Source organism: Paraglaciecola psychrophila 170 (genome assembly GCF_000347635.1).
Classification (GTDB): Bacteria; Pseudomonadota; Gammaproteobacteria; order Enterobacterales; family Alteromonadaceae; genus Paraglaciecola; species Paraglaciecola psychrophila.
This window is the reverse complement of the sequence record NC_020514.1, coordinates 786075-799968: the sequence shown is the minus strand read 5'-3', so window position 1 is coordinate 799968 and position 13894 is coordinate 786075. Positions and strand designations below refer to the sequence as shown.

The window sequence follows — 13894 nt, the reverse complement described above, 5'->3', positions numbered from 1 at the left end:
TTGTGAATTTTCATCGACTTTTAATCAGCTGCCAAGCGGCTTCCATTTGCTGCATATCTGCGGACTCCATGCTGAGGCCTTGCTTCTCAATAACTTGCTCAACTTGCCTAAAGCGTTTTTCGAATTTACGATTGGCTTTTATTAATGCTGTCTCAGCGTTGACCGATGTATGCCGAGCTAAGTTAACAACCGCAAATAACAAGTCACCTATCTCTTCTTCCACAGCCTGCTGATTAGGCTCTGATGCATTCACCTCTGCCAGCACTTCTTCAATCTCTTCGTGAATTTTATCCACTACCGGCGGTATTTCAGTCCAGTCAAATCCAACTTTAGAGCATTGTCTCTGGATTTTTTGTGCACGCAATAGCGGCGTCATGCCTATGGGAATATTCGCTAATACGCTTTTATCATTTGGCCTTGCGGCAACTTCTCGTTCTTGCAGTTTGATTTTTTCCCACTGCAGATTAAGTTCGTCATCGGTTTTTAGCTCGGTTGCTTGAAAAACGTGGGGATGACGCCTAACTAACTTGTCGCTAATAGATTGTGCAATATCCTCAAAATCAAAATTTTTTTGTTCTTCGGCTAATTGAGCGTAAAACACTATTTGAAATAAGAGATCACCCAATTCGTCTTTAATATCAACCATGTTGCCACTAAAAATAGCGTCAGCGACTTCGTAGGTTTCTTCAATTGTGTACGCCACTATGCTTTCAAAGTTTTGTTTTTGATCCCAAGGGCAGCCGGTATTGGGATCTCTGAGCTGCTGCATAATATCTAACAGCCGGTTTAATTGTGGATTGTTTTTATTAATGTTGGACACTTATTTATCAACCTTAAACACGTCTGTTACACCTCTAATAAGTTGTAGTCTACTGATCGCTTTAGACAAATATGTAAGATTTTTAACTTCAAGGCTTAACTCAATTTTGGCTGTATTTAGCTTAGTATCACTATTGCTATTTACACCCAATAAAGTCACTTGTTCATTAGCAATGACCGTTGTCACATCACGTAAAATCCCGTCGCGGTCTTCGCCCATAATATGTACTTTAGTTTGAAATGCAGCTTGTAAATTACTGGCCCAATTCACGTCAATCTGTCTTTCAGGATGTTGATCTAACAAATTACTAAGTTGCTCACAATCTTCTCGGTGAACGCTCACTCCGCGGCCTTGAGTGATATATCCTGTAATATGTTCACCCGGTAACGGTTGGCAGCAACCCGCGATTTGACTAAGCAGATTACCGACACCTTCGACCACTATGCTGTCTTTTTTCAACTTGGCGGATTGTGGTTTTTTAGATCTTATTTTTAATTCAGGCGCAGGTGCATATTTTTGCTGTAAGAAATGCACCACTTGCATAATGCGAACATCTCCACCACCAATGGCAGCATATAAGTCATCTAGAGTCTGCATGTTGAAACGGGAGGTCGCTTCGGTAGCGACTTTAGACTCAAGGTTGACTTTACCTAACTCTCTATCGAGTAGATCTTTGCCTGCCTGTTGGTTTTTACCTTTGTCTTGCTTCTTAAAGTAAGTTTGAATTTTGGCTCGGGCACGGGAAGAATATACATAACCTAAGCCCGGGTGCATCCAATCTCGACTGGGATTTGAACGTTTACCTGTTAGAATTTCAACCTGATCGCCAGTTTGTAGTTCATAGGTAAATGGCACAATCCTGCCGACAATCTTTGCACCTATACACCTATGCCCTACATTGCTGTGAATATAGTACGCAAAATCTAGAGGCGTTGAACCCAGAGGTAAATCAACCACATCACCTTTGGGCGTAAACACGTAAACACGATCATCAAATACCTGACTACGCAATTCTTCGACCAAATCGCCACTGTCTGAGACTTCTTCTTGCCAAAGCAATATTTTACGCAACCAATTAATCCGTTCTTCATAACCAGTTCTGCTAGAGATTGCACCTTCTTTGTAGCGCCAATGCGCGGCTACACCGAGTTCGGCATCTTCATGCATTTGATTGGTACGAATTTGAACTTCAAGGGTTTTGCCTTGCTCACCCAAGATCACCGTATGAATTGATTGATACCCATTAGCTTTTGGTGTGGCAATATAATCATCAAATTCGTTTGGAATGTGTTTCCAATTGGCATGCACTTCACCCAATGCTGCATAACAATCTTGGAGACGGTCAGCAACAATACGCACCGCTCGGATGTCATAAAGTTGTTCGAAACTTAAATGTTTATTTTGCATCTTTTTCCAGATGCTGTAGATATGTTTAGGCCTGCCATAAACCTTAGCCTTGATATTTTGTGAATCTAGTACATCTTGCAACTCAGAAACAAAATCTTCAATATATTGCTGTCGAACAGTACGGCGTTCATCCAGTAATTTAGCAATTTTTTTGTAAGTATCAGGATGCAGATAGCGGAATGAATGATCTTCTAGTTCCCACTTTAACTGACCTATACCTAGACGATTAGCCAATGGAGCATAAATATTGGCACATTCGCGGGCAACTAATACCCGCGTCTCTTCATCTTCATGTTTGACTTTTTGCAGGGCACAAATACGCTCAGCGAGCTTAAGAACCACTACCCGTACATCTTCGACCATGGCCAACAACATGCGTCGCACGTTATCAATCTGGACTTCATCATTTTTCTTTTTACTGTTAGCACGGGTATGCAATGATTTGATAGCGTCCATGCGTCTCACTCCCACGATCAGTTTTTGAATACCTTCACCAAACTGTTTAGTAATTTGTTCATCTTCTAATTGATGTACTTCACAATAAGGATAAATAAGCGCCGCTAGTAAGGTTTCGTCATCCATATGTAATTCGTGCAGAATTTCCACCATTTCCTGCCCAATCAATAATATTTCTGGGGTATCGGATAGGTCTCTAAGTTTTTTTTTGCTTGCCTCAGGTAGATTTAAACCTGCCAGCCATTCTTCAAAAGGTGGGCGCTGATCTTCATGTACTGTTCGAATTGAAACCATATAAATCTGTCCTACTTAACTTAAACCTTACTAGGCAGGTAAAGCAATAATTGAGAGGCATAACATGAACTAATTTCGTATTTTTCATATTATTTTTAATACTACTTTAAAACTACTTTTAATATTATTTTCATAATGCTTTCATATTACGAGCCAACATTTATTGCCTATGCCGCCAGTATTTAGAGGCATAAAACAAATAAATTGATGTTAGGTGCATCACACTTGCCCTTAAATGCACCAAGTCAGTGCTAAAACAACCCATAACTTCATGCTGGTATAAAATTAATTAGACTCTAAAACCACAGTAGCCATTGCATAATGTTGTTCATCGGAAATGGAAATAAAACTGCGACTTATATTGTACTCTTTACACAACTCGGCAAATTTACCTGAGAACAAAAGTGTGGGTTGGCCCGAAGACAAATTCACCACTTCCACATGTTGAAAACTGACGCCACTGCCAATTCCAGTTCCAAGTGCCTTTACTGCGGCTTCCTTGGCGGCAAAACGTTTAGCTAAAAAACGTTCAGGGAACTTGTGAGCTTTAAATGTATGCATTTCTGTTGGAGTGAGTACTCGCTCTGCCAAGCGCTGTGACTTATTTAATTGGTTAGCAATTCGAGCTATTTCCACTACATCAGTACCCAGCCCCATAATCGCCATAACGTTTAAGCTCTTGCTTCTTGCATCAATCGGCGCATATCTGTCACAGCCTGATGCAAACCATCAAATGCCGCACGAGCAATAATGGCATGGCCGATGTTAAGTTCATACAACTCGGGAATAGCTGCGATAGGTTTTACATTATGATAGTGCAAACCATGGCCAGCATTCACTTTTAGGCCTTGTGAATGCGCGTACTGAATACCTTCTATCAGGATATCTAATTCTTTTTGCTGCTCTGCTTCGTTTTTAGCAGCTGAGTACTGACCAGTATGAATTTCAATAAAAGGTGCATTCGCTTCGACAGCTGCATCAATTTGTTTTTTATCGGCATCAATAAATAACGATACCAATATACCCGCAGCGGCTAAACGCGCGCAGGCGATATTCATTCGGGATTGATTGCCCGCGACGTCTAAGCCGCCTTCAGTGGTCAATTCTTCACGCTTCTCAGGCACCAAACAACAAAACTCTGGGCCTGTTTGTTCTGCAATCAGCAGCATTTCTTCGGTAACTGCCATCTCAAGATTCATGCGGGTTTGAATGGTTTGTTTGAGAATACGTACATCGCGATCATTAATGTGTCGTCTATCTTCGCGCAAATGCACCGTAATACCATCAGCCCCAGCTCTTTCAGCTACTTCTGCTGCATGAACAGGATCAGGATACGTAGTGCCTCTGGCATTTCGCAAGGTAGCAATATGGTCAATATTCACACCGAGTAATATTTCCTTCATTTAAATTTCCCAATATTGGCTGGTCTTGCAGCCGTCCAAGTTTGTTGAAACAACTCTCTGCTCTTTAGCGGTTTTCGGCCTAGTAGCGGCGAGAGTGCCATTCTGGTAATTCGCTTTGCACATTGTAGACTGTTCGGCGTCCATAAATTATTACTTACTTGTAACAATGCTTCTCCGCTGAATCGATTAGTTCCTAGTGCATTAACGTCAATACGTCTGATACCGCTCTCTAGGACCAAACAATAATCAACATTAGGCTCAACAGTTTCTCCACTTTCATATTCTTGTGTTAAATCAATACCATAGCCCATATCATTTAACAGCGACAATTCAAACTCACGTAAGCAAGGTTCGATATCTCCGCCATTCGCTAACCACTGCAGGCTTTGTTGATAGCATAAAAACAACTCTGGATGAGGCACTTCTTTTGGCAACAGCCGATTGAGTAACTCATTCAAATACATGGCTGAAAATAACTGATGACCAACAAGTTGCAATCTGGAACCGGCTGACTCTAGTTGATGGAGGTTACGCAATTCATGTTTACCCGTAACGGATAGCAGCAACGGTTGAAATGATTGCAATAAACTTTTTTTGTCGCCTTTATTGCCTCGGACACCCCTGGCAACGGCGCTGACTTTACCTAGTTCAAGAGTAAATAAATCGGTTAAATAGCTGGTTTCTCGATATGAGCGTCGATGTAACACAAAGCCAGTAAGCTGCTCAGGTAGCAACGTCAAAACCTTTATAAAACAAGTTTCAGACTAGCTCACTTTTATCCGAACAACTTTCATGGCTTCAAACTCCATACCAGCAACTTCTTCTTTTATCGGATAATAAGTTAAGTTGACTCTCGCCCCGGTCAGATTTTTATATACCTTTCTGCGTCGGAATTTAAAAGGCACTTCTGAGCCCTCAACCAACAATGTATTCATAAACCAATCATCGTCTTTTCTCTGGACATGTGAAATCACAACCAACTCTTCAGAATGAGTAAGATTATCGTGTTTATCCAGTAATTTTTCTACATCCGTTTTTTTTACCATGACCACTATTAAATTTAGTTAAAGAACAATTCTAGCACTTATCTCAAAGTACATAAATAATTATACCAAACTCGCCTCAAAATACGTATTTATACAACCTAAATTTGCCATTTATTGGCTGCACTCATTCGCAGTACTCACTTTAAGGATTAAGTTAATGAGGATGCGTTCATTTGCCAATGATATTTAGTTACGATGGTCTTGAGTATATAAACAGATAACAGCAAAAGATGTCGAGCCACATAGATAACCAAGGAGCACCAAGTGTTGAGCACAGTAAAAGCTCAAACAATGGTTAAGAATATTCAAGTTGTACCGAATCCATAATTCTATTTATTCTCATTGTCCTCTTTGTCCTCTTTGTCTTAGGTGTTGAACAACTTTTTGCTTTTTCTATCTGCCCCAGGCCATTTAAAAAGCTAGTTAACAGTCTAAGAATGTATATTGACGTTAATAATGCTACAAAGCGCTCACGCCCTCGACCATTAATTGCAAGCTAGTTCGGCCACGAAACTCGTTGATATCTAACTTATAAGCAAGATTCACATGGCTGCATTGTGCATTAGGCCACAAATCCAAATCGACATTAAAAGCAATAGCATCGATTAACACACCACTTTCATGTTTAACCATCATTTTTAGGTGTTTACTGCCCACTAAGCGTTGTTCCATTAATTGGAATTCACCATCAAACAGTGGCTCTGGAAATCCCTGCCCCCAAGGCCCAGCGTCCTTTAAACATTGAGCAAAAGCTAACGTAAAGTCTTCGGTCTGTAACTCACCATCAGAAATCAATTCACCTGCTAGTGGTTTATCTTTAAGATTTTCTTCCGCTATCTGATGAAAAACTTGCTCAAAAGCAGATAGATTTTTTAATGGTAAACTGAGTCCGGCTGCCATAGCATGGCCTCCAAACTTGCCAATAATATCTGGATATCGGCTGTTTATCTCTTCGAGTAAATCACGAATATGTAACCCTGGAATAGAACGAGCAGAACCTTTAAGAGTGTCGTCATCCTGATGCGCAAAAGCGATAGTTGGACGATAATATTTATCTTTAATACGGCCGGCCAAAATACCAATCACACCTTGATGATAATCAGCTTGGTACAACACTAAACCGAAAGGTAAAGTACTTGCTTCAAGGTTCAACCCCTCCAAAGCTTTTACCGCTTCTTGCTGCATCGACCCTTCTATTTCACGCCTCTCACGGTTTAAACTATCCAGCTGTACGGCTATTTGCCTTGCACGTGCGGGATCATCAGTCATCAAACATTCAATACCCAACGACATATCATCTAACCGCCCGGCAGCATTGAGACGTGGTCCGACAACAAAACCTAAATCAGAGGCTACTAAACGACTTTTTTCTTTACTTGCCACTTCAATTATCGCCTGTATACCCGGCCGACATTTGTCGCTACGTATACGCTGTAAACCTTGGTGCACCAATATTCTATTGTTATCGTCTAATGGCACAACATCAGCTACGGTGCCAAGTGCCACCAAATCTAGTAATGAGGCTAAGTTGGGCACAGGTAAACCCTGCTGCTCAAGCCATCCATTGGATTTCAGCTCTGCTCGAAGGGCTAACATCAAATAAAATGCTACACCTACCCCGGCTAAATTTTTAGACAAAAACCCACAACCTGGTTGGTTGGGATTGACTATTGCATCCGCAATCGGTAATGATTCAGCGGCTAAATGGTGGTCTGTTACAATCACAGTTATACCCAAAGATTTAGCTTTTTCAACACCAGCAAAACACGCAATGCCATTGTCGACTGTCATGATGACTTCTGCTTGTTGTTGCGCCGCAACTTCTACTATTTCTGGACTTAAGCCATAACCAAAATTGAACCTGTTAGGGACTAAATAATCATGGTTAGTCGATCCCATCATGCGCAAAGACATCATACTCAATGCTGTGCTTGTGGCACCATCGGCATCAAAGTCACCCACAATTATTATCTTTTTATTGGTTGCTATCGCTTGAGACAACAAATGAACGGCTTTCTCAACACCTTGTAATTGGTCGTAATGTAATAGTGCTTGAGCACTACGATTGAGTTGCGCCGCGTCCTCGACACCTCTATCAGCATAAATTTGTTTTAATCGTGGATGCAACAACTCAGGAAGATGTTGGCTATTCATTTTGGGTCTACGGCTGATTTGCACTTAAATATTTACCCATTGGAGAAGTGAAAAACAAAAAAGCCTGTATTAGAAAAATACAAGCTTAAGAATAGTGTAATTTAAAAAATTAAAGAATGGCTTTTAACGCTTCTTCAAGCTGTTTAGGTGGTTGATAACCCGGAATAACAGAGCCATCAGGCATAATGATATTAGGTGTGCCGTTTACCCCAATTTTTTGGCCAAAAGCATATTGCTCAGCGACTTTTGTTTTGCAGTCTTTACTGGCTACTGTGCCACCAGCTTTGGCGTTATCCATAGCTTCTTGCTTATTATCCGAGCACCAAATCGAAACCATATCGGTGTAAGTAGAACTATTAATACCACCACGAGGAAAGGCTAGATAGCGAACAGTAATACCCAGATCGTTATATTGCTCCATTTCATTATGCAACTTACGGCAATAACCACAGGTAATATCTGTAAATATATTGACCACATATTTTTCTTTATCTGCTTTGTATTCGATAACAGCGTCTTTAAATTCTGCTAAACCACCTAAGCGCACACTTCCAAGAGCTTCTTCAGTCACATTACGCATACCTTCTTCGATATCATAAATGCGAGCTTGCAACAAATACTTGCCATCTTGGCTGGTATAAAACAACCCTTTCTCTGTCATCACTTGCAATAGGCCGGTAACCGGCGCATCACCAATAGAACTTATTTGCATACCAAGAGCCGCTTGCAGTTTAGCTTTTACCTGATCAAGGTTTTGTGTATCTGCTGCTGCAAAAGTTTTGAGACTAACAGTACTGACCAAACCAATAAGTACCAAGCCAATTTTCGTCCAATTTTTCATAATCTGCCCAACTGATTGCTGTATTGATAAGACCTTAATTAGGCCAAATAATTTCAAAGTATATTACCAGTTTAACGGAATACGTCTATCAAACCAAACGGTTCGGCAAATATGTATGTAACGACTGTTTTTAAGCTTTCTGCCTATAGCCAGCAGATTTCTGAATACTTTTTTTCAAGCTCAACTTTGAGCGTATACTCGTCTAAAAACGCTTCAGCGTTGACTAGACTAATCAGCTTTAAACACATGAATGACGTAAAACAGTTAGGTAGTCTTTTAATCTTTAATTAGGTAGAGATTTACTCTGGAAACTCTGAGTTAAAAAACGCGGTTTAGATTAACAATGACTTTGATATTGCTGCAAAATTTATATTAGTTTGTTTAACCATGTCCAAGTTCATTCCGATTCAAAAAATCGATATAAGACTCCCCAACTCAATTGTCGTCCAGGCCTTGCACATAAAACAAAGATTAGCCTCGTGGATGATGCTCTGCCACCAACTTCTGCAATCGCTCCGTCGCCACATGTGTATAAATTTGCGTGGTGGATAAGTCACTATGCCCCAACAACATTTGAACCACACGCAAGTCTGCACCATGGTTAAGTAAGTGTGTAGCAAACGCGTGGCGCAAAGTGTGAGGTGATAAGTCGGTTTGAATATTCGCTATTTGACTGTAAAGTTTAATCCGGTGCCAAAAGGTTTGACGAGTCATGGCCACCCCACGTTTGCTTGGGAAAATAATGTCACTTTCGGATTTAAGTAACGCACCCCGTCCGTGTTTTATAAAAGTCGAAACCCATTCAATCGCTTCTTCGCCTAGGGGCACCAGTCTATCTTTACTGCCTTTACCTGTGACTCTTACAACACCTTGTTGAAGACTTAGTTGGTCTAATCGTAAACTGACTAACTCGGTCACTCGCAGGCCAGTGGCGTACAACACCTCTAACATGGCTTTATCACGGAGTTGAATCGGATCATCGATTTTAGGCGCATTGAGTAAGTCGATGACCTGTGACTCGGTCAACGTTTTAGGAAGTGATTGCGGCAGCTTGGGATTTTGCAGCAGGCTAACTGGGTCGTCACTGCGAATTTTTTGACGTAACATAAACTGGCACAAACTACGTAAACTGCTTAGAAAGCGTGACGTACTTCGACCAGATAAACCACCGTCATAACGTATAGCAAGATATTGATTTAATACATCTTGTTCAAAGTCGACTAACTGTACTAGATTGTCAGTCTCACTTTGCTTGGCAAGAAAAAGTGAAAATTTAGTTAAATCAGAACGATAAGCACTAAGGGTATTTTCACTTAATCCTTTTTCTAACCACATGGCTTCAACAAAGTTTTCTATCTGAGCCGAATCGGAAGTATTTAGCGACATAAAGGTTTAATTGCTCGGGTAATAAAAGGCTAACTTATACAACACTATCTTTACCGCATTGCCAACACAGTTCAAAGCTAGCGCCATTTTGCTCTTTACAGTTGCTGCATATCCAAGGAGATGAGTCTGTTGGTTGATATTCAAATTCAGCAATAAACTGCTGGGCCTTGAGTAACCATTGAGGATCGCTGATCCAAACTTCTGGCAACACGTCCATAGGCGATAATTCGCCCATGGCACCTATCGCAAATTCATTTTTCACAAAACAAGGAATACCTTTTTCATCAAGTAATTGTTTGATTTGAAAAACCATAAAGCGGTCGTAATGAGAATAAACTTTATCCAAAATTGCCTTTAATCCATATCGATAGAAACATCAGACAGCGATCCAAGTTGATTGCCTTCATTCGAATCCAGTTTGATCATAAGGCGCAAATCGTTTGGCGAGTCAGCATGGTGGATAGCATGATCCAGAGTAACTTTGCCAGCTTTGTACAAGTCATATAAGGCCATATCAAAACTCTGCATACCTATTTCCTTGCCTTTTTTCATCGCTTCTTTCAAACCACCAATTTCGTTACGCTGAATAAGATCTGTGACTAATGGAGAGTTAAGCAATATTTCAATCGCTGCAACTCGGCCTTTACCATCTGGAGTGGGAACCAGTTGCTGAGCAATAATGGCTCGCATATTCAAACTCAAGTCAAAGCGTAGCTTTTCATGTTGATCCGATGGTGCCAAATGCATAATACGCTCTATAGCTTGATTGGCGTTATTGGCATGCAATGTGGCCACACATAAATGCCCAGTATCAGCAAAAGACATGGCATATTCCATGGTTTCCATCGAGCGAATTTCACCAATCATAATCACATCAGGCGCTTGGCGTAATGAACTTTTCAATGCATCGTCGAAAGACTTAGTATCAATACCCACTTCTCGCTGAGTGACCACACAGTTGGCATGTTGATGTACAAATTCTATAGGGTCTTCTATAGTCAGAATATGCCCTTTTGAGTGTTGATTTCTATGCCCTATCAATGCCGCTAGTGAAGTTGATTTACCTGTACCTGTGGCACCGACAAATAACAACAAGCCACGCTTCGACATAATCACATCTTTTAATATTTCGGGTAAACCTAGGTCTGAAACTTGAGGTATTTGGGTGACAATACGCCTTACAACCATACCTGCCATATCTCTCTGCCAAAAAGCACTGCAACGAAAACGCCCTATTTCATCTCTAGCAATAGCAAAGTTACATTCTTTGGTTTCTTCAAATTCAAGTTTTTGTTTTTCGGTCATCGCATCATGTACTAGGGCTAAAGCGTCTTCTTGGCTTAAATTACTGCCACCGATAGGTGTCATTTGACCGTTTACTTTAGCACTAACTGGGAAGCCAACAGTGACAAATAAATCTGATGCACCTAAACCTTGCATCTCTTCTAAATAAGGTGTGAGTTCCATACATTAATTCCCAAAACTAGAAGTCGGTTTTTTATCAATTGATTTTGCAGCGGCATCTTGAGCCGTAATGAGGCCTTGGGCGACTAACCTCTGCAAACATTGATCCATGGTTTGCATGCCATGAGATTGACCCGTTTGGATAACCGAATACATTTGTGGCACTTTATCTTCGCGGATCAGGTTTCGGATAGCCGGAATACCTAGCATAATTTCGTGTGCTGCCACCCTACCCCCGCCCACTTTTTTCAATAAGGTTTGAGAAATAACCGCTCGCAACGATTCAGACAGCATAGAACGGATCATGGATTTTTCCGCCGCAGGAAACACGTCGATTAATCTATCAATAGTTTTAGGGGCCGAGTTGGTGTGTAACGTCCCAAATACCAAATGTCCGGTTTCGGCGGCTGAGATAGCTAAGCGAATCGTTTCTAAATCTCGTAATTCACCTACCAATATTATGTCAGGATCTTCACGTAACGCAGAGCGAAGAGCATTATTGAAGCTGTGGGTGTCTCGATGCACTTCACGTTGATTGAGCACACAAAGTTTATTTTCGTGGACAAATTCGATAGGATCTTCAATGGTTAGAATATGTTCACGTTTAGTTGAGTTAATGTGATCAACCATGGCTGCCAAAGTGGTACTTTTACCGGAACCTGTAGCGCCAGTCACCAGTATAATGCCAGTGGGCTGATTGATAATTTCTTTAAATATTTGCGGCGCACCTAAGTCATCTAAACTTAAGATCTCACTTGGTATAGTTCTTAATACTGCTGCCGCACCACGGTTTTGCACAAAAGCATTCACCCTAAAGCGTGATAAATCTTTTACTTCAAAGGAAAAATCGGTTTCGAGATTCTCTTCATATTCCTTACGCTGTTTGTCGTTCATGATTTCGAAAATCAGGGCATGCACTTCTTTATGGCTGAGTGCAGGTATATTTAATTTTCGCATTTCACCGTCAACACGTATGATTGGCGGTAATCCAGCAGAAAGGTGTAAATCAGAAGCTTTATTTTTAACACTAAAGGCTAAAAGTTCGGTAATATCCAATAAATATTCTCCGTATATCATGTTGCAATATGGAAACAATAGCAGAACGACTCAAAAGCGTACAAATAACCATCGAGCAATCTACCTTAGACGCACATCGTCCATCAAATACGGTAAAATTACTAGCGGTGAGTAAAACCAAACCCGTATCTGATATCGTGCTAGCGTATGAAGCAGGACAACGTTTGTTTGGTGAAAACTATGTGCAAGAAGGTGTGGAAAAAATCAAAGCCTTAGAATCACTCGATGATATTGAGTGGTATTTCATCGGGCCATTACAATCGAATAAAACTCGATTGGTAGCCGAACACTTCGATTGGGTGCAAGCCATCGACCGGCTAAAAATAGCCCAAAGACTAAATGATCAAATAGCACCACCCAAAATATTAAACCTGTGTATTCAAGTAAATATTGACGATGACGCAAATAAGGCCGGCATAGGCGTAAACGAATTAAATGACTTTGCCAAAGCCATTACAGAACTACCTAACCTTAGATTGCGCGGATTAATGACTATTCCGAAGGCCAATCAGTCTGTGACTGAACAAACAGCTAGCTTTGCTCACATGTCAGTATTATTCGAAAGTCTAAAAAAACAGTACACAACTGTCGATACCTTATCTATGGGCATGTCAGGTGATACGCAAAATGCTATTAACAATGGTAGTACTATGGTTAGAGTAGGAACCGCCATTTTTGGCTCAAGAAATTAACAGAAGGACAATCATGCAACACAGAAATATAGCCTTTATTGGCGCAGGCAACATGACGAGAAGCATTATCAGTGGTTTAGTCAACAATGCATACCCAGCGCACTTGATAACAGCCAGTAATCCTTCCATTGGAAAACTATCCGCTTTACAGGCTGATTTTGGCATTAATGTCACCCAAGATAATAAAGAAGCAGTAGATGCATCAGATGTCGTCGTGCTTGCAGTAAAACCACAACTTATGGAGCAAGTATGTGAGAAACTTGCACAGCAACAGGATTTAAGTGGCAAACTTTTTGTATCCATTGCGGCCGGTATTACTACCCCTCGACTTCAGCAAATGCTGGGTGGAACCTTGCCTGTTGTTCGCACCATGCCGAATACTCCAAGCGCGTTAGGCAAAGGAATGACCGGCCTATTTGCAGACACTAATATCGATGAAGTTGATAAGCAATATGCCGCTGATTTAATGGGTCAAGTGGGCGAAATTGCTTGGGTTGAGAAAGAATCGATGATAGACGGTGTGATCGCGGCGGCAGGCAGCAGCCCAGCCTATTTCTACTTATTTTTAGAAGCCATGCAAACAGAAGCAGAACGCCAGGGATTTGACCATGCAACGGCGCGGTTAATGGTTCAGCAAGCGATGCTAGGGGCAGCGGAAATGGTCTGTCAGCATCCTCACCTTGAATTAAGTGAGCTGCGGACCCAAGTTACCTCCAAAGGTGGAACAACTGCAAAGGCTATAGAGTCGTTTCAGGAACAAGGCTTACAACAAGTCGTCGCCAACGCCATGCAAGCAGCAGTTAAACGAGCGGAAGAAATGGCAAAGCAGTTCTAGACTGCTTTATTAAATATGC

Annotated in this window: 14 protein-coding genes; 2 read left to right on the top strand and 12 right to left on the bottom strand. The window is 41.1% G+C overall.

Annotated features, from left to right (window positions below):
* Positions 1 to 10: 10 nt before the first annotated feature.
* The 12 genes from mazG to C427_RS03490 all read right to left on the bottom strand — a co-directional run bounded on the left by mazG (position 11) and on the right by C427_RS03490 (position 12327).
* Complete coding sequence (gene mazG / locus C427_RS03545) at positions 11 to 820, bottom strand: nucleoside triphosphate pyrophosphohydrolase (protein WP_007640682.1); 810 nt, start codon at positions 818 to 820, stop codon at positions 11 to 13.
* On the bottom strand, positions 821 to 2977 hold the full coding sequence (gene relA / locus C427_RS03540; protein WP_007640680.1) for a GTP diphosphokinase: 2157 nt from the start codon (positions 2975 to 2977) through the stop codon (positions 821 to 823).
* Between the two features lie 285 nt (positions 2978 to 3262).
* On the bottom strand, positions 3263 to 3643 hold the full coding sequence (gene acpS, locus C427_RS03535; RefSeq protein WP_007640679.1) for a holo-ACP synthase: 381 nt from the start codon (positions 3641 to 3643) through the stop codon (positions 3263 to 3265).
* Positions 3644 to 3648: 5 nt separating this feature from the next.
* Entirely contained in the window at positions 3649 to 4380 is a 732-nt protein-coding gene (gene pdxJ / locus C427_RS03530) for a pyridoxine 5'-phosphate synthase (RefSeq protein WP_007640678.1), read from the bottom strand.
* A complete protein-coding gene (recO, locus tag C427_RS03525; protein WP_007640677.1) occupies positions 4377 to 5114 on the bottom strand; it encodes a DNA repair protein RecO in 738 nt (245 codons plus the stop codon). The genes pdxJ and recO overlap by 4 nt, the downstream gene beginning before the upstream one ends.
* Before the next feature lie 30 nt (positions 5115 to 5144).
* Positions 5145 to 5426, bottom strand: a complete 282-nt coding sequence (locus C427_RS03520; protein WP_007640676.1) for a hypothetical protein — start codon at positions 5424 to 5426, stop codon at positions 5145 to 5147.
* Positions 5427 to 5885: 459 nt separating this feature from the next.
* Positions 5886 to 7604, bottom strand: a complete 1719-nt coding sequence (recJ, locus tag C427_RS03515; RefSeq protein ID WP_034899858.1) for a single-stranded-DNA-specific exonuclease RecJ — start codon at positions 7602 to 7604, stop codon at positions 5886 to 5888.
* Between the two features lie 85 nt (positions 7605 to 7689).
* Positions 7690 to 8421, bottom strand: a complete 732-nt coding sequence (gene dsbC, locus C427_RS03510; protein ID WP_015430416.1) for a bifunctional protein-disulfide isomerase/oxidoreductase DsbC — start codon at positions 8419 to 8421, stop codon at positions 7690 to 7692.
* A gap of 471 nt (positions 8422 to 8892) precedes the next feature.
* A complete protein-coding gene (gene xerD / locus C427_RS03505; protein ID WP_007640670.1) occupies positions 8893 to 9807 on the bottom strand; it encodes a site-specific tyrosine recombinase XerD in 915 nt (304 codons plus the stop codon).
* A gap of 34 nt (positions 9808 to 9841) precedes the next feature.
* Positions 9842 to 10153, bottom strand: coding sequence for a putative signal transducing protein (locus tag C427_RS03500; RefSeq protein ID WP_007640668.1), 312 nt, complete (start codon positions 10151 to 10153; stop codon positions 9842 to 9844).
* A gap of 8 nt (positions 10154 to 10161) precedes the next feature.
* Positions 10162 to 11274, bottom strand: coding sequence for a PilT/PilU family type 4a pilus ATPase (locus C427_RS03495; protein ID WP_007640666.1), 1113 nt, complete (start codon positions 11272 to 11274; stop codon positions 10162 to 10164).
* A gap of 3 nt (positions 11275 to 11277) precedes the next feature.
* Positions 11278 to 12327 (bottom strand): type IV pilus twitching motility protein PilT, encoded by a 1050-nt coding sequence (locus C427_RS03490; RefSeq protein WP_007640664.1) that lies wholly within the window; start codon positions 12325 to 12327, stop codon positions 11278 to 11280.
* 29 nt (positions 12328 to 12356) lie between these two features.
* Here C427_RS03490 and C427_RS03485 point away from each other — a divergent pair, with 29 nt between their 5' ends.
* Entirely contained in the window at positions 12357 to 13040 is a 684-nt protein-coding gene (locus tag C427_RS03485) for a YggS family pyridoxal phosphate-dependent enzyme (RefSeq protein WP_007640662.1), read from the top strand.
* 13 nt (positions 13041 to 13053) lie between these two features.
* The gene (gene proC / locus C427_RS03480; protein ID WP_007640660.1) at positions 13054 to 13875 is read left to right on the top strand and encodes a pyrroline-5-carboxylate reductase; all 822 of its coding nucleotides are present in this window, start codon (positions 13054 to 13056) and stop codon (positions 13873 to 13875) included.
* Positions 13876 to 13894: the final 19 nt, after the last annotated feature.